We start from the raw sequence: 19704 nt of genomic DNA, 5'->3' as shown, positions 1-19704 counted from the left end.
GATGAATACAAACACGGACTAATTTATCAATGACGCTGTTGATTATATCACAGCGTTTTTTCGCGTTCAATTTATTTTTTTGTCTTTTGGACAGTAGATTGCGCGGTCTACTTTGACCATTTCCTATGGAGATTACACTTAAATAAGATATCATGACAAAGAAGAGGCACCTTGAATGATCAAAGTGCCTCTTCTTTTTATGTTTAAATTACACATCGTACGCTTCACTGCTCAGCTCTACCAATAATTACTTTTGTGCCATAATCCTCATTAGATATAAAGTCAGCTTTTAGATTCATTTTGTTCAACATATAATTTGCAGTAGATAAGCCAATACCTGCTCCACCCTCATAAGAAGAGTTATTCATACCTGGCCCTCGGTCTGCAACGATGATTTGTTCTTGAGCTACATCAACCACAATGTGAGCATATTTCCCCTCTGCTGCATGTCGAAGAATATTCTGAAACAAATTATCCAGAACCCGTGACATCCATTTTGGATCTGCATCCCAATAAAAAGTTTGCTCCGTCGGTAAATCGACTTCAAGCAGTATCTCTTTTTCTTCAAATACGGTATACCATGCAGCAACAGATGCTCTAACTAAACGTACAATATCTGTTGAAGCAGGCTCAAAAGGATATTTCTCTGATGTTAGCAACGTGTAGGAAAGCAAATCATCCATGAGTACGCCAACTCTTGTAATCGTATGATTCATTTCTGTTAACGAGTGTTGTCCTTCTAGACTTATGGATTCTTTGTTTAGTCTGGTGACATGTCCTCTCAAAATCGTCAGTGGCGTACGTAAATCGTGAGATAAATTGGCAATGAGTCGTTGGCGCAATAACTGCTCTTCATATTCTCGCTTACGACTGTCTTCAAGCTGCTCAATCATCCAATTAAAAGAACTTCCTAACTGGTCTATTTCATCCATACGATCCATTTGAACAGATACTGGTGTAGGGAATGAATGATGATCTGCTGCAAATGACATGACTTCCTGTAAGCGTGTGAGACGATTGCGAAGTCGGAAGAAGAACAGCCATGAAATGGCAACAAATGCGACAATAATAAAACCAAATAAAAAGAGCATAACGAATATTGGATTTAGAGTATTAAGCTCCTGACCATCGATAGAGAAATTAACAAACATAGAGAAGAATAACAGCAGCAGCGGAGGCAAAAAAATAAAGAGAAAATGTCCTCTTAGGTAATTGCGAAATAATGATCTATTCTGTTTCATTGTTTCACCCGATAGCCTATTCCCTTCAGCGTTTCAATAATCTCCGGGGAATCTGGATTACGTTCCAGCTTTTGACGCAGTCGACGGATATGTACCATTAGTGTTTTATCACCGGTTATGTATGCTTCTTGCCAAATTGCTTCATAGATTTGTTCTTTTGGTAACACTTGATTAGGATGGCGTAAGAAATACATTAAAATCTGATGCTGCCTTCCTGTCAATATAATTTCTTCCCCTGTGTCTTTGTTAAATACCATTTGGCATGCTGGATCGACTTCAATATGGTTACCTAATGAAATTCGTTCAGAATATGTTGTCCCCCCTCGACGGATTAACACTTTTAATCTTGCAACTAATTCTTCCGTGTGGAATGGCTTCGTTAAATAGTCATCAGCAAATTGTAGACCATCTACCTTATCATCAATCGATGTTCGAGCCGATAACAATAGAATAGGAACAGTAGGAGCTGCCTTTTTTAATCGTTTTCCCACAGTAAATCCATCTAAACCGGGTAACATAATATCTAAAATAACGACTTCATGCTGACTCACTGCTTCTTCAGCTCCTTCACCTGAGAGAAGCCACTGAACTGCAAATCCTTGTTGTTCCAATTCTTCTTTTACCCAACTACCTATTTTCTCATTATCTTCAATATATAATATGCTTCTATTCTTCAAGTAACATCCCTCTCTCTATTTGGTGTCTACTTTATACAGATTAACATAATCACACTTAATTAGAATCTGTTTCCACCCGTCGGCAGCTTCATTCTTTTCTCCAAAGCCCTCCTGAACAAGGAACGAATCCGCAGTCTGCATAAAATGAATGATGTTTAGCATCATAGGTTAATGTTACGATCTCAATTCCAATTCGTTCCGCTTCCTGGAGTAATCCTGTCACTAACGCTTGGCCAATACCCGTTCGTTGATATTGCGGGTGAACAATGATATCTTCCATATAACCATGTTGCAATCCCATGCCTGAAATATAACCAAAAGCGATTAACTCCTCCTGATCTCCTCGTAAACCTGCCCAAAAATTGCAACGTTCAAATAAAACGGGATAATCAGAGTGACGCCCCTCCCAACCTACCAATTCTCTTAGCGCTGGGACTTCGTTAGGCTTGATGGGTAAATTAACAACGATTTCTTTACGCAATACTTCCCCCTCCTTAACGTTGAATCTCAAGAGATAAGTTGTTAATCTTCATCTAAAGGAGCAGCCCAATTTTTAAAACAATTGAGTATTTCTTCTAAATTCATTGCTCCTCCTGCACCGTGAAATATTCCATCTCTCACAATACAATAAAACCAATCCTCTTCATTTCTCTCTTCTTCAACTTCATCAAAAGGCACATCTTCTAAATAAGTATCCGTTAAATCTATTTCAACAGACCAGCCCGGATTATCCACTGTTTCAATTTTTACACCATATGAGTGTTCCCAGTCCCCGTTGCAGTGTTTAGCGTACCGCTTCTGAATCCATGTGAGTGTGTTCATTATCATTACCTCTTCTTCGAAATTCGTATTCTCTCACCATTCTAACTTCTTGGATCATGATTTACCATGAAGCTCATATATTATCACCGATGTTATATGATCACGCTAATATGTCGACAGAGAGTATATCTATTACAATTCATATGGATAAATATGCTTTTTATAAAGTACCATTCTCGGGGATTTTCTCATTCCGCATAGATAAATGTGTAAATAAGAAAAACCGCTGATCTCCTGAATAAGACCAACGGTTTTTTGGCAGGTTTCATTTTACTTATCAGCAAGATAGCCAAGTTGATAAGGATACAGCGGACTAGAAGATGCAATCTTCATAAATGTAACATCTGGTAAACTACCGTCCGGTTTCCTAGGTGCAGATAGCTGAGACGTATCCAGACTGACAAAATCATCTGCTGTGAGCTCAAGCCCCCCGTTAATCGACCAAGAATTATGGGTTACATTCTCCGCCGCATGGTTGTCGTTAACAATCGCCCGCCCCATAAACGCGATGTTATGATGCAGCACCTCTCTATATCCCGGAATATCCGCTGTATCTGTCGGACTAACACGTTCCAACATATCAAAATTGGCTCTACTGTTATTGTATGCTGTGTTGTTCGTCCAAGTAGCCGATTGACCAGGCTGATGGTTCGCGTAAAAACCATTTGCCCCATTATTAACAGCAAGAGAAAATTTCACAGTATGAACTGGCAACGGATCTGGCAAGCCGCTGGTTTTTCTAGCGTAACCACCAACTTTGAAACCGTTCTTGTCACCGATCTTGTTCTGGTTGCCCCTGTGGTCAAATGACCAGCAGTGATCATAGGTAACATTGCCTTTTGAACTAATGCTGTCAAACCCATCATCACTGTTGTTCCAAGCACGGGAGTTAATGAAAGAAACATCTCCTCCGTGAGCACCAAACCCATCTATGTTTCCAGAAGATAGCGGAGTTGGCCCGATGTTGTTATATGCGTCTGAATTCAGTACCGTACCTGTCCCATACCCTGTATAATAAAAGCCAATAGCTTCATTATCATGAGCAGCAATGTTTATAAAATCAGCTTGTCCTCTAATCTGAAAGGCTTCCGATTGTGCCTGTTCTCCGACCTTGACGCCGATGACATCAAAGCCTTTGAATGTGATGCCCGTAGTGTTATTGCCAACATAAAAAGCTGCTACGCGCAAATCCGTGGATACATGTCTAAAATCAAATACAGGTCTCTCGCCAGGATATGCCTCATAGGTTATCCCGCTTTTCGAGATATCATGAACGTAATAATAATTGCTCCCTGTTCTCGCAATGTCAAACTCATTATATACCCCACCTCGGATGTACACTGTATCCCCAGATGAGACGGCAGATTGTGCCCTCATAATACTCTTAAAAGGTTCACTCTCGGTTCCTGGATTGGAATCACTGCCCGTAGGAGAGACATAATACGCACTCACCCCTCCATCTGCATAAACAGATAGATTCATACATAGCGCGCTGCAAACATACAACTGATTAATAATAAACGAATACCTTTTTTCACTCTATTTTCTCCTCACAATATTCAATTATGTATATAGAGTTGTCTTCTCGCCCTTCCTATCCACGTTCAATAAAAAGGATAACTCACAAACCTCCCTCATTCCGTTTGGCAACTCCAATATTATATCGTGATTAATAGGAAGCTTATTAATAGGTGTATTTTCCCTATTTAGTTTGTATTTAACATGATTAATTTGTCACACACGGAACGTAGATAGCGTTGTTACGTAAAAAGTACATACTATACCAGGACTATTTTCATATCATTAACTGAGTCTTAGGGACTTCATTCGCTCAATCAGCTCTATAACTCATAAATAGTTCACACATGTCCTTCAAGTTAGCCAAAAAGAGCGTTCCATATTGGAACGCCCTTACCACTTGTTTGTAAATCTGCATTTTCTAATCATGATCAGGCAACTTCAGTTTTAGATACTGACTCTCTAATCTTACACTTCTACTAATCGTTATCCATGAACTCGAAATACCCTGGTGCTCCAATTGAGACAGTCGTAAAATGGAAATACCTCTTCTCAAGCTCCTGATTCTCTTCACTCATCTCCAGAAACTCCGGATCTTTCAAGATGTCATCATTCATAAATCCTTCTCGCCAGAAGCTCAGTTCCAATGCTCGAATCGCAAAGGAAAATCCTGTCTTTGGATCATGGTCTCCGACCGTGGGATAATCTTCCCTAAGGGAATAAATCAATGCCTCAGCTTTCGCCTTGAATACATCCACCCCTTGAAACAAGCAAGGAACGTGAAACTCTCCCGAATACTGTGGATTGATCAGTTGAATAAATTTTACTCGACCATCGGCATCATATTCGAAATGTTCACGCATAAATAACATCTCGATATAGCTTGGATTCATGGGAATGCCATCATCTGCTCTCCAATGATCCAATTTCTGAAATGTCTGCTCTACCTCTTCCCTACTCATTCCTAGCCGAAAAGGACCGATCCCAACAAGCGGCGTTATTGTGATTTCGTTCATTTGCAAACTCCTTGTTATGATTCTATTGGTATCTAGTCAAGGTCTTAAGCTTCTCTTACGCTACAACTTAAATTGCGGCACTAGGGAAAACAGAAACTTGCTTCTCAAGAGCTCTACTCAAAGCCCGAACGATAAGCTCATGATCTCTACCTTCGTGCAGTCCGCTTAATGCAAGTGTTGCGACCCACTCATCATGTACTCGAATCGGGAAAGCTCCACCAGTTGGAATGTAGTGAGGTATATTCTCCATCTCTGTATTCCACTTCTTGTTTAAGACATGGTCAACGTGCATCCAAAGACTAGAGTGCCCGACTAACTTAGCAGCTCTGCGTTTTCCCTCCATATAACTAATGTTCTTCCGCGCCTTGCTATCCATCATATATTGGAACAAGACAAGCTCGTCACTCTCTCTAATAATCGAAACAGCAATCTCACGATCGTATTCCTTAGCTAGTTCTGCAATGATATTTCCCAACTTTAAAGCCTCTGCAGCTCCAAAATGGTCATATCGAAGTATCTCTTCTTGCTCCTTTAATACGTCTAAGCATTCTGGAGTGTACGACAGACCCGCACGGATGGTATCCAGAATTTCAGCACAGCGCAGAGAAGCGGTCAGTGACATGATGTCACTTTCAGTCCGTCCATTCTTAAGACATTCTACGAAATGATGGATCTCACTATAGAAATCGTCAAACTCATAAGGAATTTCAACCTTCTCCGGTTCATAACCATCCCGAAGAACGAGCATTCTGACAGGCCGATGGAGATCCTCGACAACAATACTTCCACGTTCTCCCTGTAGCACAACTTTTCGTTCCTTTTGGCGATCAAATGCACACTCTAATTGCGCGTTGACATGACCTACATGCAGCTTAGCATCAATATAATAATCTATTGAATCCTTCTGAGCTGCTGCTACAGTTTCAAGTTTAATACTCCCGCTGGAGAAATCTTCAATCCAACTTGCACAATACGTGCCCACATCTAACAATGAACCTCCAGGACCTGGCTGAACATGATATGTGTTCATTCCATCAGGCATTTGGTTACAAAAGCTCGTTTGAATAGAAGTGATCGTGCCAATTTCACCCGCTTCCACTCTTCGACGCAGATCTATGTACAGTGGCACAAAGCGTTGCTTCATAGCTTCCATAAAGAGAACATTTTTGCTTCTAGCTATTTCTGCAATATCTTGCATTTCTTTCAGATTTAACGATACAGGCTTTTCACATAATACGGCCTTTCCTGCTTCCAACGCTTTGATAGCCCACTCATGGTGCAAGTGATGAGGCAATGCGAGATAGATCGCATCCACATTAGGGTCTAACAACATCTCATCATGTGATACATACTGTCGATCTGTTGCGTATTTATCTGCAAAATCTTTTAACTTCGATTCACTGCGGCCACTAATAGCATATAGTTTGCTGCTAGGTTCGTGTTGTAGTGCAGTGGCAAACCGAGTTGCGATATACCCTGCCCCGAGAATTCCCCATCGTATCATCCTGTAATCCCCCAATAATGTATATTTCATTCTTTGGTGTACGTTCAGCTTAATAAAGAATATAAGAATTGCGCCTGCAAATGCAAGCGCAATTCCTGTCAAAACAATACCTCTTCTCATCTGTAACATTAACTTAAGTCAATGCAGACCACCTGAGTCACCATTACACTAATAATATTCGTACACTTCAAGGGGGTAGCTACAAGATGAAGAATGGATGGGAGATATCACCACATCGCCGTGTAGCAGCATTAACTATGGGATTGGCTTTGCTGCTTATGGCTGTTGCAGCGGGCTTTGCATATGGTTATGCCCATAACCAATTACTTGTACCAAGCAATACAGAAGAAACAGTACAGAATCTTTTCCTGCACAATAATCTTTATACAGCAGAAATAGTAGGTTGGATCATCGTTTGGTTATGTGATATTGCGGTCACCTATACCTGCTATCTTTTCTTCAAGAAGCTGAATAAAAAACTAGCAGTCATATGCGCAAGTCTCCGTCTGGTTTACACACTCATACTTGGCTGGGCCGTAATAAATTTAATATTCATCCTCCCACTGACCAAGAAATTTGTTCATGTATCAGAGGAAAGTGCAGTTTCGCATAGAGTACAAATAATGAGCTATTTGCAAAATTTTCAGGACGTGTGGTCTGTAGGTTTAATTGTATTTGGTGGACATTTAATGGTTCTCGGGATTTTGGTTCTTAAGGCAGATGAGGCACCTAAGTGGATTGCGATCTTACTTCTGTTAGCGTCTGTTGGCTACTTCGTAATACATTCCCTTGAACTTGTCGGTCCAGCAGTTAAGAACGTTACAGACATAATCAATAGGATCATGGTTATACCTATGACCGTTGGAGAGTTGAGTTTCGCGCTTTGGTTAATATATAGAGGAAGTAAAAAAAGAACGAAAAGCAATCCTCCAGCAAACTCTTCTCATTCTTGATCCATTCTCTTTTTGATTCGGCTTAGTGATTCAGGGGTCATACCTAGGTAGCTGGCTAATTGGTGTTGTGGCACCCGGTCGATTAACGTAGGCCGTTTGACCAAAAGAGACTTAAAACGTTCCTCTGGTGAAGAAGCAATAAACGCAGCAAAGTTCTCTTGAACCTCACTAAAACTCTGCTCGATCATCTGACGAGTCATGGATTCTAATTGGGTGTATTTCGAGTACATATCCTGTTCTGTCATAAGATCACCAACAACCAGGACGGAATCCTCAGCACACACAAAAGTACATTCGGAAGCTTTATCAATCTTATGATGGTTAAATAATGCGATGGCCTGTTCTTCTGTATAAAAATTGGAGGTAAATTCTCTCCCGGACATATCGATTGAATATTGTCTAACACATCCTCGTATAACAAAGAAGCATTTCGTAGGAATTTCACCTTGTTGAATAAGTACACTTCCTTTGTTGAACTCTTCTATTTGAATTTCATTTAGAATAGCTTCCTGTTGTTCGATGCTAAGCGAGGTGAGTCTACTCATATAATCTAAAAGTATGTCATTCATTTTATTTTCTAACCTCCTTTAACAAGCCTTTCATAACGACACAATCGTTCATTGTCATCTCATTCCATCGCTTTGGTAAATTGTTCATATAGAAAAAATACCAATGGTCATGGTAATATCGCTACTTGTGCATACATAACAACTGGGGGGGCAATTTTATGAAGAAAAGATATACTAAACTCATCACCTGGGCTGCTGTTATACTGTCAATTGCCACAATTGTTGTACTCATTAATAATTATAACAGCAATAAAAACGCTGATATCAACTCACGGTATTATCAAGGTCTCATTTCGAGAGTACAGAAGCTGGATCAGACACTGGATAAGATCAAAGAGTCAGAGGCAAACGGTAATGCTGTGCCGGAATTTGATGTGCTTCTTGATATTAATTTTGTAAATGACTTTTTCACTACTATAAAAGAACAAACAAGAGGTTTTCCTGATGTAGATGTTCTACGAAATGATTTTACATTATTCAGATTTGAATATGCCAATGTTGTGAGAAATCAGTTAGAAAGTAATGAACAAGATACGGAGATACAATTAAAAGTAGCCCATCAGATCAAGCTTTTTCTAGACGAATTACCTGAAGAATATGAGGATTCTACACCATTCACGGATCAATTTAATGCAGCAGCTCAGCATATCAAACCACTAATCCATCTTAACTTTTGATCATCATCCGTTCCCATCGTTTATAGGTTATATCAATGAAACGCTTTGTAGGATGAGGTTATCCATGATTTAAGCCGCGACTTGCGGCTTTTTTCTTATTTTTATTCACTTCATGAATCGTTTATAATCCTGTTCATACGTTGCTTGGCTCTCTTCATATGTAGGAACCTCAATGAACTCAATGTTTACTATTTCCTGTTGCAAAAAATCTGACGCCAGTCTTCGTGTTATATCTTTAATACTTGTTACATCCCAGTGTGCAGAACGTTTGGACAAGACATTTATGTAAATGGGTTTGTAACCTTTCTCATTAAACGGTGCAAAATGATTTACTTGATCTGCCAGATCCTCCTCATCTCGCGGGTATATGTAGCTATAAACGACATCTTGGTGATTTTCAAGAAACGCTTCAATTTCTTCGCAGAATTCTCTGTCTTCTACTCGATCAAGTTCATTGGTTAAAAGGTGAACCAGACATGGCTCTGTCAACAAATCAAAATGTCCTAGAAATTGATTCTTATCTTTATCCAGATAGAGTGTAATTTCATCGTTGCGGCTATGGTTACAGAATCCGTATACCCCAAACCAAAAATTCCAATGTCGGACTTCCACAAATATTGTTTCCATTGTTGTTCACTAGTCTCCTCTTGTTCAACTCGTAAGATCATTGTATATAATAGCACATGTTCATTTTTCATCTAACGAGCAGGTTCATGCCAATAGAAAAAACCGCTCAATTCAGCGGCGTTCAATCTCAAGGCGTACTAAGCTATTTTTCTAACAGCAAACCACAGCTCTACAAAGTTCAAACCATCCTTCTCACCCGTAATTTCGAACTCCAATCCATCCACTTGTTCATACCCTGTAGTAGGAAGCCACTCTGAGTAGAATCGTTTGTATAACGTTTCAATCGTTTCATTGAATTGATCCCATGTAAAGAGATCGGATGAGAAGATTGCCCATGTATGAGCTGGAATCATCACGCTAGTGTAGCCTTCCGTTTTACTCATTTCATTTTTGAAGGCACATAACATGTATGGAAAAGTGTCTTCTCCGGTTTTTTTGTAGCTACACACAGCATGTACTTTATGATAATGCTCATTCAAGAAATCAGGATGGTCACCGCTATTCGCAGCGAGCCTATCAACCTCCCCATTATCATGGCTTTGCTTCCATAGGTTGGCCGGAGTGTCTACCCCGTTTATTTGAAACACCCTCTCTACTCCGAATATTTGAAAGGCCTCTTTGGTTTCGATACGATAGTTCATAGCCGTTTCCCCTTTAATTGAAATAAGGAAGGATAACCGAGGATAGGCTTTGAGGGCAGTCCCTTCTTCACGTGCCATTGCTGGATTAACACCATGCAGTGCTTGGAACGCCCTCGCGAATGAAACCGGTGATTCGTACCCATATTTTAGGGCAATATCTACAACTTTTATTTTGCTATTTTGCAATTCAATGGCAGCGAGTGTAAGCCGTCTTCTTCTGATATATTCTGCAAGTGATACATTAGTAATGAATGAGAACATTCGCTGAAACTGATGCGAAGAACAACAAGCCTGCTGAGCAACTTCCTTCAGTTCAATCACGCCGCTCAAATTAACTTCAATGTAGTCCAATGCCCGATTCATCCTCATAAGCCAATCCATCTGATCCCTCCTCTTATTTCAAAGTATAGGTGTACCCACGTTTCATATCGCAACCATCTGTGCACAAAAAAGTTTCGTCTTTATAACGAAGCCGCAATATTCGCTTGTTCAACATGCTGCCAATTGGTATTGTGCATCATCTCCGCCGCATCTCCATGAAATGCCTGCATGGCTTGCTGATCATTGAGAAGACGATATCTCATCCAAGCCGTCAAATACCCCCTGTGATTGCCACCATTACCTTCAATCGCTGTATGCGCTGCCCCTTTTGCCATTCCCATCATCACAGGTGTGTTGCTCGCCGTATGTTGTAAAGCTAATTGATTCGTTGATACGGGTGAAATTAGAAAATCTCGTGTGCCACCCATGATGAAGAAAGGAACTGTAATTTGCGATGTATCGTATATATCCTCTGGATCACAATGCTTCAAGTCTGGGAGAGCAATAGATACAATCGTCTTAATCCGTGAGCCACTTGTATAGTTGGTATGCGCATTAATAACTCCCGTAGAACCTTGTGAATGTCCAGCCACACCTATTTGTTCTTTTTGTATTTTCTCGTAAAAGATACTGCCCGATCGTTCGTTCTCCTGTGTTAAATAATCAATCGCTTCTGCAATCTCTTGGCCTGTTCCTGTGGTCTTGCTATAGGAGTCGATGACAACAAATCCCCAGCTAGCAAGATGCTTCAAGAGCTCATTGTAATGATCTGGAGTAGCACCTGTTCCATTCCCCCAAGAAATGATAGGATAGGATTCATCTTTTTGAAATGCTGGATAGTAGATTCGGTATACATGGTCACCCGTGGTGCTCATCACTTCTTCTACCTGGACAAGATGACTCCCGGGCTGCGAATAATGCTGCTCAATGCTTCCCTCTGCAAGATTCGGTACATTAGAGCGTGTAATTATCTGTAAGAAAACCGTCACTGACACAGCAATGATAAGAACGATCGCTAACAACCATACCAACCACGTTCGTTTTCTCCGAATCATCATATACATGACCTCTACATTCATTAATAGGCTAATAATAGATTATGTTGTCTTTTAACATCTTGGGGGTTACAGCATTAATATAAAAACAAGGGACGAGATAAAGCTTATTAACGCAGTGGTAATAAGCAGACAACTGAATGAGATTTTCTCAAGCAAGTTTCCCCGAAGTTTTCTCCGAATCAGGTACAAGTAAATTAACACCATAATCACAACCGGTAGATATTGATGTATATCCGATCCGTCTGTACTTGGTAAAACAGTAGAAATAATACCTCTCATCATATCATTATCAATCATTAGTCCATATGAGACGCCGAATAGTGCTGAAACCAAAAAATGAGATGCGACCTGAACTCGTTTGTGCGTCAGAAAATAAAAGCGTGGTTTACGGTACAATTCATTGTCCATGAATACATGTACCTCCTCAAATTTTAGAGAATGTAAAGTATCTATTTAAGCGGATATCTGATCTGAATGTTATGTACGGATTGTAATCCTTCGTAAAGTGCATGGTTATGATCAGCCCCCACAATACATAGAATTCGTGCATTTGTATTGTCTCCAATGGCATTTTTGATCCGTTGCAGCATGATTTCATGCCTGCATTCCCATCTCACCGCATGCGATCTCGAATCCAATTGAGCGATCCACTGATACTTAAGCTTCGTAACATCATCAAATGCTTTATTGTTAAACGGGATTCTCCCTTCACTTGATGCTGCGAGCTGTTTCTGCCACCAATTCTCCATTTCATGTTTTAACTCTTCTTTTTGAGCGTCTGTATAATTCCGCAATGGATTAAAATCGTTCCAGACATCCAGTTCAACCCAATCGATGGGAACAAATTTGTAGTTTTGCTCCTCGCACAGTGGAAATATAAGATCATAATATTCGCTTGGAGGTTCTCCCCAGTACCCTCTTTCTATTGGATTTGTTGTGTATTTCTCAAAACTAGAAGGTAGTACCTCGCCACATATGACATCTGGTTTAAAATCCAAAATCAACTCTTTCAGGATATCCAGTGTTAGTTGATGCTGAATTCGCAATGCATTATCGTGTACAACGCCTAAGATCCCTACAACTGCCATACATACATCCCCTTAAAACCATAGTATTTATGCCTTTTTTTCGTTTTACAGTAACAACATCCATACTTTGTATATCGTATCACATATATTATGTTATCTCTTAAATTAGGAGGTGAAGCAACAACATTTTCAAGATTACGAGTACACACAGTTTGGAAGTTTGGCCAACTCTAGTTCTGTGCAGATTGAAGTTTATGAACAAGTCTCAACTGCTCCACTAGTTCAGGCTATGGACTGTAGAGATTGGGACAAACTCTTGTGCCATTGTATTTGTTATTCTCGTCGGATTAAATCAAGAAAATAGGATGATAGATTGGAGGAATCATCATGGTACGTACGTTAGATGCCCGTACTTCGCTTGGATCAAACGGTGTTGCTCCACTTAACATTAATCTACCTGCCAATACACCTACGCTCGTTGGTATCCTCGGACTTAACATCGTCAATCCAGGACTATTAATCCGCACACAGTTTAATGGAACCTATCGCATCTCTGTGGCTAACTTGTCCTCGATCCCTTCTGCTGTTCGATTCGAAATCTATAGAGGCGCCACAAATACAGGAACACCGATCTACGTTGTCCAAAATCCGGTATTTCCTTCGGTAGGAAGCATTATAGCCAGCTTTGAAGGTTCGGATTACAATGTGCCTCCTCCTCCTTCAGGACAATTAATCTATTCATGTTATGTGACATTTGTTCCGGCATCGCCTACAGAAGTAGCTACGCGTGTAGGGCCGGAATGTTTCAATGCTGTCACATACAGTGATGACTAAATCCCAACTCTGATGAATTAGAAAGGAGGATGACTATGGTAAGAACGTTAGACGCACGGACATCTCAAGGTTCTAATGGACTGTACAGCCTAACTCCCAGCTTCACGAATGGTGTTCCGATCTTATTTGCCCAGGTTGCATTACAAGTTAATAATCCAGGTCCATTCGTGCGGACACTTTTCGCTGGAATAGTCGAACTTACTGCCAATGTGCTGCCTGTGAATGGGGATTTGGTTATCGAAGTATACCGAGGATTGGGTGCTTCGCAGCAATTGGTTTATCGTGCAGGCACTATTGTAGTAGCGGATCAATTTTTCAGCCCATGTGTATTCAGTTTCACCGGCTCTGAGTATAATGTGCCAACCGCCGGTAGTAGTCAGATCATCTATTCCGTATATGCTACGTTCAGCTATAATCCTTTGTATAATGTGAGCGGTTTACGATTAGGTCCTGAGAGCTTCAATGCAACGCTCTACTCCGATGATTAGAATGTTCACATCGACTCTGTAACTCCGTTTTAGTTAAACAAAAAACAGCCAGACACCTGAACTATCCCTTCGTTGTAGTGGTTTATATGCAATAGGGTTAGTTTTATAGGTTGAATGGCTGTTTTTGTTGTTCGGTGAAGCGCTAAGTTAGCGTCTCTCATAAAAATTAGTTTTTCAGTTTAAGCAATGATCAATAATCAGTAGATCACTTCACTCTTTGGGAGATAGAATATATCGTTCATTGAATAACGTTTACTACTCATCCATCTAAGTGTATGCTAAGATCACTTCCGATCTATCTTTCTGAGGAATAACAAGGTTAGGAGTATTATCGCTACGTCAGGAGGCGAATATGAAAAGAAAAGGAAGATTGAAGAAAATGGTAATCTACATATTAAGTTTTCTACTCATGGTCATCGTTGGAGCTCTATTATTTATGCTACTTTACCCGAGCTTTGGCGGTAATCCATCCAAAGAACAAAAGGAAACCTATAAGCAGCTTGAAAATTATACAAACGGAAAATTTGTGAACGAAGTATCAGGCAAGTCTGACTTGGATTCCTGGAAATACTTGTTCGAAGGTACAACAGATCGCTCGACTCGGAAAGAGAAAAAACCTTCCAGCCCACAACCCGTTGCAGAGATCGATTGGAAAAAGGTTAACAACGTTGAAGACAGCATCACTTGGTTGGGGCATTCCACATACCTGCTAAGTATGGATAACCTCAAAATGCTGGTAGACCCTATGTTGGAGTCGGTCGCGTCCCCTGTTTCATTTGTAGGTTCGAAGCGATATCCGTATAGTACAGATATTTACAGCAACATTGTTTCTGAAATGCCCACCATCGATGCCGTATTAATCACACATGATCACTACGACCATTTAGATTACGCAACGGTTGTTGAACTGAAAGACAAGGTGTCACGCTTCATTGTTCCACTTGGAGTTAGTGGTCATCTTGTACGTTGGGGAGTCCCTGCAAGTCAGATAACTGAATTAAACTGGTGGGACGAAATAGAATTCGAAGGAATCACCCTTGCGTTAGGGCCTGCCCGACATTTTTCTGGTAGAAGCTTGTTCAATATGAACAGTACGTTATGGGGAAGTTGGGTTATCTCAGGTACTGAGAATCGCTTGTTTATTAGTGGTGACGGAGGATATGGAGCACATTTCGAGGAGATCGGCCGCAAGTATGGACCTTTCGACTTAGCTGTTATTGAGGGAGGACAGTATGACAAGAAATGGTCTGATATTCATATGATTCCCGAACAATCTATTCAAGCTAGCCTGGACGTTAACACGACCAAAATGATGCTTAGTCACTGGGGCGCATTCACGCTAGCCAGTCATGACTGGAGAGATCCGATTCAACGAGCTATTAAGGCGGCAAAAGAAAAAGACGTCGATATTGTCGTTCCTCAAATAGGCGAAACCCTCTCGATCTCAGCGCTTAAACCTGCGTTACCTTCCTGGTGGGATGACAATTCTTAATCCGATCCACACCATACTGTTGTTTAGGATGATATGAACATAGAATTGATGGCTAAAAACTTCTTTAACCTTCATAAACGATTTCAGGAAAGAGCATTAGGTTGTTAATCTATAGGTTCTTTCCTGGAATCCAACTATTTTTAAAACTACAAATTCTTCTCTAGAAAGTAATTGGTAACTTCTTGAGTCCACGAATAATCATACCTGTTCTCCATTCTAAAAGATGACTCCCAGTATTCAATTTCATCTCCGGGAGTTTCTGAAGGAGTGAGATTATAGCAATTTCTCCTTCAAGTCTCGCAAGGGGGGCACCAAGACAATAATGAACTCCTTTACCAAAAGATATATGATCATTGACCTTCCGAGTGATATCAAATGCATCCGGTTCCTCAAACTTCCTGGAATCCCGATTCGCAGAAGACAAAGCAACAAACATCATATCGCCTTGACGAATATGATGACCGTCCAGTTCAATATCTTCTGTTGCCCAGCGAACATTGCTTACTTCAGCAGGCCCGTTGAATCGTAGAACTTCTTCGACAGTAGCCTGAATCATATTAGGTTCATCGATCAATAACTGTTTTTGCTCTGGATGCTCTAGAAGAGCTAATATTCCATTTCCAATCAAGTTTACCGTTGTCTCATGACCAGCTATGATCAGAACAAACACGAGTGCATAAAGTTCTTGTTCTGATAGCTTATCTCCTGCCTCTTCTACGTTGATAAGATCACTGATTAGATCTTCTTTTAACTCTTTTCTTCGTTCAGCTATAAGACCTCGGAGGTAGTCTACAAACGCCTTCATAACCTGATCACTCTCCTGGCTCATCTGAGGGTTGTTGACACTTTCCATAATTGTATTGGACCACAATTGAAATTTGTCCTGATCCTTCAGTGGAACGCCTAGCATTTCACAAATTACAATAAGCGGCAGAGGAAACGCATACTCCTCAATTAGATCGATTTCGCTTTTACCCGAAGTAAGTACTCTGTCTAACAACTCATCACTAATTCCCTCAATTCTTTCACGTAACCTTTCAATCATACGGGGTGTGAAAGCTTTCTGAATTAATCGCCGTAGACGTCGGTGATCTTCTGGGCTTACGCTCAGTAGATTTTGCGAGATAATCTCCATATGTGGAGCTTGTTCCCCGGCTTGTCCTTGGAGAGGATGACTCGTGACAAAGCGTCCATCTTGTAGAATATTTACGGCATCCTCATAGCGTGATACCATCCACGCATAATGCCCACCCGGCAATAAAAAACGATGAATCGGTTCATCCGCACGTAGCTTTTCGTAGACTGGAAAAGGGTGTTGAATGAAGGAACGATCCAAAAAATCAACTTTAGAACCTGAAAGATTTGAATTTTCGTTTTTAAACATTAATACTCCTCCTCAGCAATTTTGATCGCATTGAAATCATTAAAAGATCTAGTTACAAATGCATACAATCTATCAATTATCTTTCAGTGGTTTTTCCAGCAACCTCTTTTTAGAGTATAATCCTCTTGTTTCCTATATACTGGTATGATTGTTATAAAAATCGTATAAAATTATGTAAATTTAAACTGCTAATAGTAGATTCGAACAGGTTTTACTTTATTTCTGGTAACGGCAGGTTGGGTGACATACATTTGTTTTTATTCAGATCAAAAAAGCAGTTGAACAAGGGATGTTTTCCCCATATTCAACTGCTTTTTTTTGTTGATATTCTACGAAGAAAAATGAAGCTGGAGCTTCGCGTACATGTCTTCCAATGTAAAGCGAGAATCTATAAAATGATACCATCGGATTAACCGCTCACTCTGGCCATGCACATATTGCATGTCATTCGTAATTCTCGGAGCAGGCTTCATTTCATAGCCGTATTCGTGATCATCCAGTAAAACGCTAACCGCTGGAGAATCTCCCAAACTCCACATTTCACCCTTGGGCCACCCCGGAACCTCACCCATCTGGAGATTGAAGTCCACCAATTGTTGATATAAATAGGCTCCTACTTTGCCATAAGGCTTCACTCTGACGGCTAGTTCCGCGATACTAACTCGAATGGTTGCGTAAACATCTTTAGGTATAAGCCATAGTGGAATATTTGAATTGAAAATGACATTAGCCGCATTAATATCATTACTTAAGTTAAACTCGAATTCTCCCTCCGGCCATTGGCCTCCCCCAATCCATACCGCGGTCAATCTGTCAGCAATTGCTGGTTCTTTCAGATATGCAGCTGCCAAGTCAGTGATTGGACCAAGGAATATAACGTAGAGCGGTTTCGGATCGTCCGAAAGGGATTCGCGGATAATTAACTCAGCACCTTCTGACATCGACGGAGTTTCTTCATCTGGCAGGGCTCTTTCGGAACCTTTAAAGACAGGAACTTCCTGTGTCAGATCCATAAGTTCCAATACGTTGTTCACTTCATCATAGCTTTCCTGCATCGAAGTGGTCGTTCTTCGTTCTCCAAAATGAGCTGCTATAATGCCTTTAATATTGAATCTCGGGGTCAGTAACGCATGAACAATGGCAAATTGGTCATCCGCTTCATTCTTAGCGTCAGTATTAATAATTAGGCGGATTTTTTTACCCTCAGGAATATCAAACAGATGTTTCATCACAGATCAAGCCTCCATTCACAACATAACTTACAATGTACTTAGTGTAGCTCCACTCGGAGCGCAGATGGGCGACTCCCAATGGAGAAGCCGTAAGCTGCTTCGTCTCCATTCAACACGCGTCCACGAACCCACTCGTCTTGCACGAAAGTCCCTTCCTCTATACGAACATACTCTGAATTGTAGTCCCCTTCTTTAGGGAGAAATTCTACCGAAAAACCGATACCTACTACAAAAAATTCGTTATCATTGGCCTCTATGACGAGTCCCCCTGATAAGGGTTTACCATCTTTTTTGAGCTTATAAGTGACTTTCAAATTGTATTTGGAGAACGACAGTATACAGCCTGGCTCATTATTCTGGAAGAAACCTGTCATTTTCCCCGTTCCACGGTTCTTCTGTATGACTCCTAGCATATTACTAAGCAACTTATAACTCTGTGCAAGGTAGGAACCTGTTCCGGTTGCATCAAATGCGGAAAAATCTATATTGAGACTTATTAACACGCTAGGATCATAATCCGAATCTTCTTTAGGCGGAGCTAAGAAGTCCTCGATGCCAAATGGGGAATAACACAAAGCATTATACTTTCCAAAAGCATAAAAGACTTTCGCCACAGATGCCACGTCTCTTCTCGCTTCGGGAATAAATAACGGATTTTCGTTCCCAGACGTATATTCCTCACAAACCTCTGTAAAATTATCAACATATATATCCGGCGCATAAAGACAGATTGACGGAGCCGTTGCTTTCCAGATCGGTATCACCTTTGCAATCGGCCCACCACTTGGATAGGATCCCGGATTCCACGGAAATTGTTCAAGCCAGGCATTCACAAACACAGGTAACGGGTACTCTTCAATTCCTTTACTTGCGATCAATTCAACTGCCTGAGCGTAATGGTAAGCCATAAAATATTCTTCTGCGTCGTAACCAAAAGCTTCTTTCCACGTTCCTGCTTTTCCAAAAATGGCTCCTACTTCATCAGGAATGAGAAGGTTGAACTGTTCATTTGCAGCATCTGAATAGTCACGATCACTACCAAGAAACCCTATTTCATTCTCCACTTGAACCATAATCACAGTATGATGATCACTGTCCACTTTTTTCAGATGGCTCATGAATTGCCTAAAAGCATTGGCATCCGCTTTAATAGCTTCTTCGCATAACGGCGAAATCGTATCTGAAGTCGTTTGATTACGATAGGCAGTTCGGAAATATGTTTCCTTATTTCTCTTCACCCAAGTAGGGACATAGGATGAAACTCCATTTTTCCACAACCCAAACCATAAGAGTACCAAGCGAACGTTTTCTTCGCGTGCCTGTTCGATAATTCCCTCCACAAGCTCAAAATCAAATTCGCCAGGATTCGGTTCGACAAGTTCCCAGTAGACCGGAGCAATTACCGTATTCAAGTGTAATCCTCTTAGGTTTGGCCACACGTTATCTCTCATATAGTTCAGGTCGGACGCACTGGAGTTGTGAATTTCACCTGCTAATGCGATGTAAGGCTTATTGTCAACATAAAGGTTAAATACTCCGTCTTCTTTTTTTAAGTAAGGCAATGTCATGATGCAAACTCTCCTGTCATATTTGTAATAAATGGATATTAATTCATTTATATC

21 protein-coding genes are annotated in these 19704 nt (G+C 40.6%); 5 read left to right on the top strand and 16 right to left on the bottom strand.

Annotation, left to right across the window (positions count from 1 at the left end; genetic code table 11):
- Positions 1–224: 224 nt before the first annotated feature.
- The 7 genes from ASD24_RS02295 to ASD24_RS02265 form a co-directional block, all read right to left on the bottom strand.
- Positions 225–1091 (bottom strand): HAMP domain-containing sensor histidine kinase, encoded by an 867-nt coding sequence (locus ASD24_RS02295; protein WP_235540281.1) that lies wholly within the window; start codon positions 1089–1091, stop codon positions 225–227.
- Positions 1092–1237: 146 nt separating this feature from the next.
- Entirely contained in the window at positions 1238–1918 is a 681-nt protein-coding gene (locus tag ASD24_RS02290) for a response regulator transcription factor (protein WP_056690900.1), read from the bottom strand.
- Positions 1919–2006: 88 nt separating this feature from the next.
- Entirely contained in the window at positions 2007–2399 is a 393-nt protein-coding gene (locus ASD24_RS02285) for a GNAT family N-acetyltransferase (protein WP_056690897.1), read from the bottom strand.
- A 41-nt stretch (positions 2400–2440) separates the two neighbouring features.
- Positions 2441–2740, bottom strand: coding sequence for an immunity 53 family protein (locus ASD24_RS02280; RefSeq protein ID WP_056690894.1), 300 nt, complete (start codon positions 2738–2740; stop codon positions 2441–2443).
- A gap of 270 nt (positions 2741–3010) precedes the next feature.
- Entirely contained in the window at positions 3011–4222 is a 1212-nt protein-coding gene (locus ASD24_RS02275; RefSeq protein ID WP_056690892.1) for a right-handed parallel beta-helix repeat-containing protein, read from the bottom strand.
- A 515-nt stretch (positions 4223–4737) separates the two neighbouring features.
- Complete coding sequence (locus tag ASD24_RS30645; protein WP_200956119.1) at positions 4738–5274, bottom strand: hypothetical protein; 537 nt, start codon at positions 5272–5274, stop codon at positions 4738–4740.
- 67 nt (positions 5275–5341) lie between these two features.
- A complete protein-coding gene (locus tag ASD24_RS02265; protein WP_162248913.1) occupies positions 5342–6778 on the bottom strand; it encodes a Gfo/Idh/MocA family oxidoreductase in 1437 nt (478 codons plus the stop codon).
- Between the two features lie 206 nt (positions 6779–6984).
- On the opposite strand from ASD24_RS02265, the gene ASD24_RS02260 reads away from it, so the two are divergent.
- Positions 6985–7731, top strand: a complete 747-nt coding sequence (locus ASD24_RS02260; protein WP_056690885.1) for a DUF4386 domain-containing protein — start codon at positions 6985–6987, stop codon at positions 7729–7731.
- On the opposite strand, the gene ASD24_RS02255 is transcribed toward ASD24_RS02260, so the two are convergent.
- Entirely contained in the window at positions 7722–8300 is a 579-nt protein-coding gene (locus ASD24_RS02255) for a Crp/Fnr family transcriptional regulator (protein ID WP_056690883.1), read from the bottom strand. The genes ASD24_RS02260 and ASD24_RS02255 overlap by 10 nt on opposite strands.
- A gap of 158 nt (positions 8301–8458) precedes the next feature.
- Between ASD24_RS02255 and ASD24_RS02250 the strand changes: the two genes are divergently transcribed.
- Positions 8459–8977, top strand: a complete 519-nt coding sequence (locus ASD24_RS02250; protein WP_056690881.1) for a hypothetical protein — start codon at positions 8459–8461, stop codon at positions 8975–8977.
- Between the two features lie 105 nt (positions 8978–9082).
- Here the strand turns inward: ASD24_RS02250 and ASD24_RS02245 are convergent, their stop codons facing one another.
- From ASD24_RS02245 to ASD24_RS02225, 5 genes are all read right to left on the bottom strand, one after another.
- The gene (locus ASD24_RS02245) at positions 9083–9604 is read right to left on the bottom strand and encodes a hypothetical protein (protein WP_056690879.1); all 522 of its coding nucleotides are present in this window, start codon (positions 9602–9604) and stop codon (positions 9083–9085) included.
- 137 nt (positions 9605–9741) lie between these two features.
- A complete protein-coding gene (locus ASD24_RS02240) occupies positions 9742–10626 on the bottom strand; it encodes an AraC family transcriptional regulator (RefSeq protein ID WP_056690876.1) in 885 nt (294 codons plus the stop codon).
- Between the two features lie 80 nt (positions 10627–10706).
- Positions 10707–11624 carry a poly(ethylene terephthalate) hydrolase family protein gene (locus ASD24_RS02235; RefSeq protein ID WP_056690873.1) on the bottom strand — a complete coding sequence of 306 codons (918 nt, stop codon included), beginning with the start codon at positions 11622–11624 and terminating at the stop codon, positions 10707–10709.
- Between the two features lie 66 nt (positions 11625–11690).
- A complete protein-coding gene (locus ASD24_RS02230) occupies positions 11691–12032 on the bottom strand; it encodes a hypothetical protein (protein WP_056690870.1) in 342 nt (113 codons plus the stop codon).
- Positions 12033–12073: 41 nt separating this feature from the next.
- Positions 12074–12712 (bottom strand): hypothetical protein, encoded by a 639-nt coding sequence (locus tag ASD24_RS02225; RefSeq protein WP_056690867.1) that lies wholly within the window; start codon positions 12710–12712, stop codon positions 12074–12076.
- A 327-nt stretch (positions 12713–13039) separates the two neighbouring features.
- On the opposite strand from ASD24_RS02225, the gene ASD24_RS02220 reads away from it, so the two are divergent.
- The 3 genes from ASD24_RS02220 (at position 13040) to ASD24_RS02210 (ending at position 15466) form a co-directional block, all read left to right on the top strand.
- Positions 13040–13486 carry a hypothetical protein gene (locus ASD24_RS02220; RefSeq protein WP_056690864.1) on the top strand — a complete coding sequence of 149 codons (447 nt, stop codon included), beginning with the start codon at positions 13040–13042 and terminating at the stop codon, positions 13484–13486.
- A gap of 35 nt (positions 13487–13521) precedes the next feature.
- A complete protein-coding gene (locus ASD24_RS02215; RefSeq protein WP_056690861.1) occupies positions 13522–13974 on the top strand; it encodes a hypothetical protein in 453 nt (150 codons plus the stop codon).
- A 352-nt stretch (positions 13975–14326) separates the two neighbouring features.
- A complete protein-coding gene (locus ASD24_RS02210; protein ID WP_056690859.1) occupies positions 14327–15466 on the top strand; it encodes an MBL fold metallo-hydrolase in 1140 nt (379 codons plus the stop codon).
- Between the two features lie 160 nt (positions 15467–15626).
- Here ASD24_RS02210 and ASD24_RS02205 read toward each other — a convergent pair whose 3' ends face one another.
- The 3 genes from ASD24_RS02205 to ASD24_RS02195 all read right to left on the bottom strand — a co-directional run bounded on the left by ASD24_RS02205 (position 15627) and on the right by ASD24_RS02195 (position 19650).
- Positions 15627–16850 (bottom strand): cytochrome P450 family protein, encoded by a 1224-nt coding sequence (locus tag ASD24_RS02205; RefSeq protein ID WP_056690856.1) that lies wholly within the window; start codon positions 16848–16850, stop codon positions 15627–15629.
- A gap of 329 nt (positions 16851–17179) precedes the next feature.
- The gene (locus ASD24_RS02200; protein WP_056690853.1) at positions 17180–18079 is read right to left on the bottom strand and encodes a nucleoside hydrolase; all 900 of its coding nucleotides are present in this window, start codon (positions 18077–18079) and stop codon (positions 17180–17182) included.
- A gap of 41 nt (positions 18080–18120) precedes the next feature.
- Positions 18121–19650 (bottom strand): GH35 family beta-galactosidase, encoded by a 1530-nt coding sequence (locus ASD24_RS02195; RefSeq protein WP_056690848.1) that lies wholly within the window; start codon positions 19648–19650, stop codon positions 18121–18123.
- Positions 19651–19704: the final 54 nt, after the last annotated feature.

Source organism: Paenibacillus sp. Root52 (genome assembly GCF_001426865.1).
In the GTDB taxonomy this organism is placed as follows: domain Bacteria; phylum Bacillota; class Bacilli; order Paenibacillales; family Paenibacillaceae; genus Paenibacillus.
Note: the sequence above shows the minus strand (reverse complement) of the source record. Positions and strands in the feature narration are given on the sequence as shown.

What these genes read in the sequence shown, in the direction of transcription:
- ASD24_RS02295 (WP_235540281.1), bottom strand. Translation starts at nt 1,091, where the DNA reads ATGCTCTTTTTATTTGGTTTTATTATTGTCGCATTTGTTGCCATTTCA.
- ASD24_RS02280 (WP_056690894.1), bottom strand. Translation starts at nt 2,740, where the DNA reads ATGAACACACTCACATGGATTCAGAAGCGGTACGCTAAACACTGCAAC.
- ASD24_RS02275 (WP_056690892.1), bottom strand. Translation starts at nt 4,222, where the DNA reads ATGAATCTATCTGTTTATGCAGATGGAGGGGTGAGTGCGTATTATGTC.
- ASD24_RS30645 (WP_200956119.1), bottom strand. Translation starts at nt 5,274, where the DNA reads ATGAACGAAATCACAATAACGCCGCTTGTTGGGATCGGTCCTTTTCGG.
- ASD24_RS02265 (WP_162248913.1), bottom strand. Translation starts at nt 6,778, where the DNA reads ATGATACGATGGGGAATTCTCGGGGCAGGGTATATCGCAACTCGGTTT.
- ASD24_RS02260 (WP_056690885.1), top strand. Translation starts at nt 6,985, where the DNA reads ATGAAGAATGGATGGGAGATATCACCACATCGCCGTGTAGCAGCATTA.
- ASD24_RS02255 (WP_056690883.1), bottom strand. Translation starts at nt 8,300, where the DNA reads ATGAATGACATACTTTTAGATTATATGAGTAGACTCACCTCGCTTAGC.
- ASD24_RS02250 (WP_056690881.1), top strand. Translation starts at nt 8,459, where the DNA reads ATGAAGAAAAGATATACTAAACTCATCACCTGGGCTGCTGTTATACTG.
- ASD24_RS02245 (WP_056690879.1), bottom strand. Translation starts at nt 9,604, where the DNA reads ATGGAAACAATATTTGTGGAAGTCCGACATTGGAATTTTTGGTTTGGG.
- ASD24_RS02240 (WP_056690876.1), bottom strand. Translation starts at nt 10,626, where the DNA reads ATGGATTGGCTTATGAGGATGAATCGGGCATTGGACTACATTGAAGTT.
- ASD24_RS02235 (WP_056690873.1), bottom strand. Translation starts at nt 11,624, where the DNA reads ATGATGATTCGGAGAAAACGAACGTGGTTGGTATGGTTGTTAGCGATC.
- ASD24_RS02230 (WP_056690870.1), bottom strand. Translation starts at nt 12,032, where the DNA reads ATGGACAATGAATTGTACCGTAAACCACGCTTTTATTTTCTGACGCAC.
- ASD24_RS02225 (WP_056690867.1), bottom strand. Translation starts at nt 12,712, where the DNA reads ATGGCAGTTGTAGGGATCTTAGGCGTTGTACACGATAATGCATTGCGA.
- ASD24_RS02220 (WP_056690864.1), top strand. Translation starts at nt 13,040, where the DNA reads ATGGTACGTACGTTAGATGCCCGTACTTCGCTTGGATCAAACGGTGTT.
- ASD24_RS02215 (WP_056690861.1), top strand. Translation starts at nt 13,522, where the DNA reads ATGGTAAGAACGTTAGACGCACGGACATCTCAAGGTTCTAATGGACTG.
- ASD24_RS02210 (WP_056690859.1), top strand. Translation starts at nt 14,327, where the DNA reads ATGAAAAGAAAAGGAAGATTGAAGAAAATGGTAATCTACATATTAAGT.
- ASD24_RS02205 (WP_056690856.1), bottom strand. Translation starts at nt 16,850, where the DNA reads ATGTTTAAAAACGAAAATTCAAATCTTTCAGGTTCTAAAGTTGATTTT.
- ASD24_RS02200 (WP_056690853.1), bottom strand. Translation starts at nt 18,079, where the DNA reads ATGAAACATCTGTTTGATATTCCTGAGGGTAAAAAAATCCGCCTAATT.
- ASD24_RS02195 (WP_056690848.1), bottom strand. Translation starts at nt 19,650, where the DNA reads ATGACATTGCCTTACTTAAAAAAAGAAGACGGAGTATTTAACCTTTAT.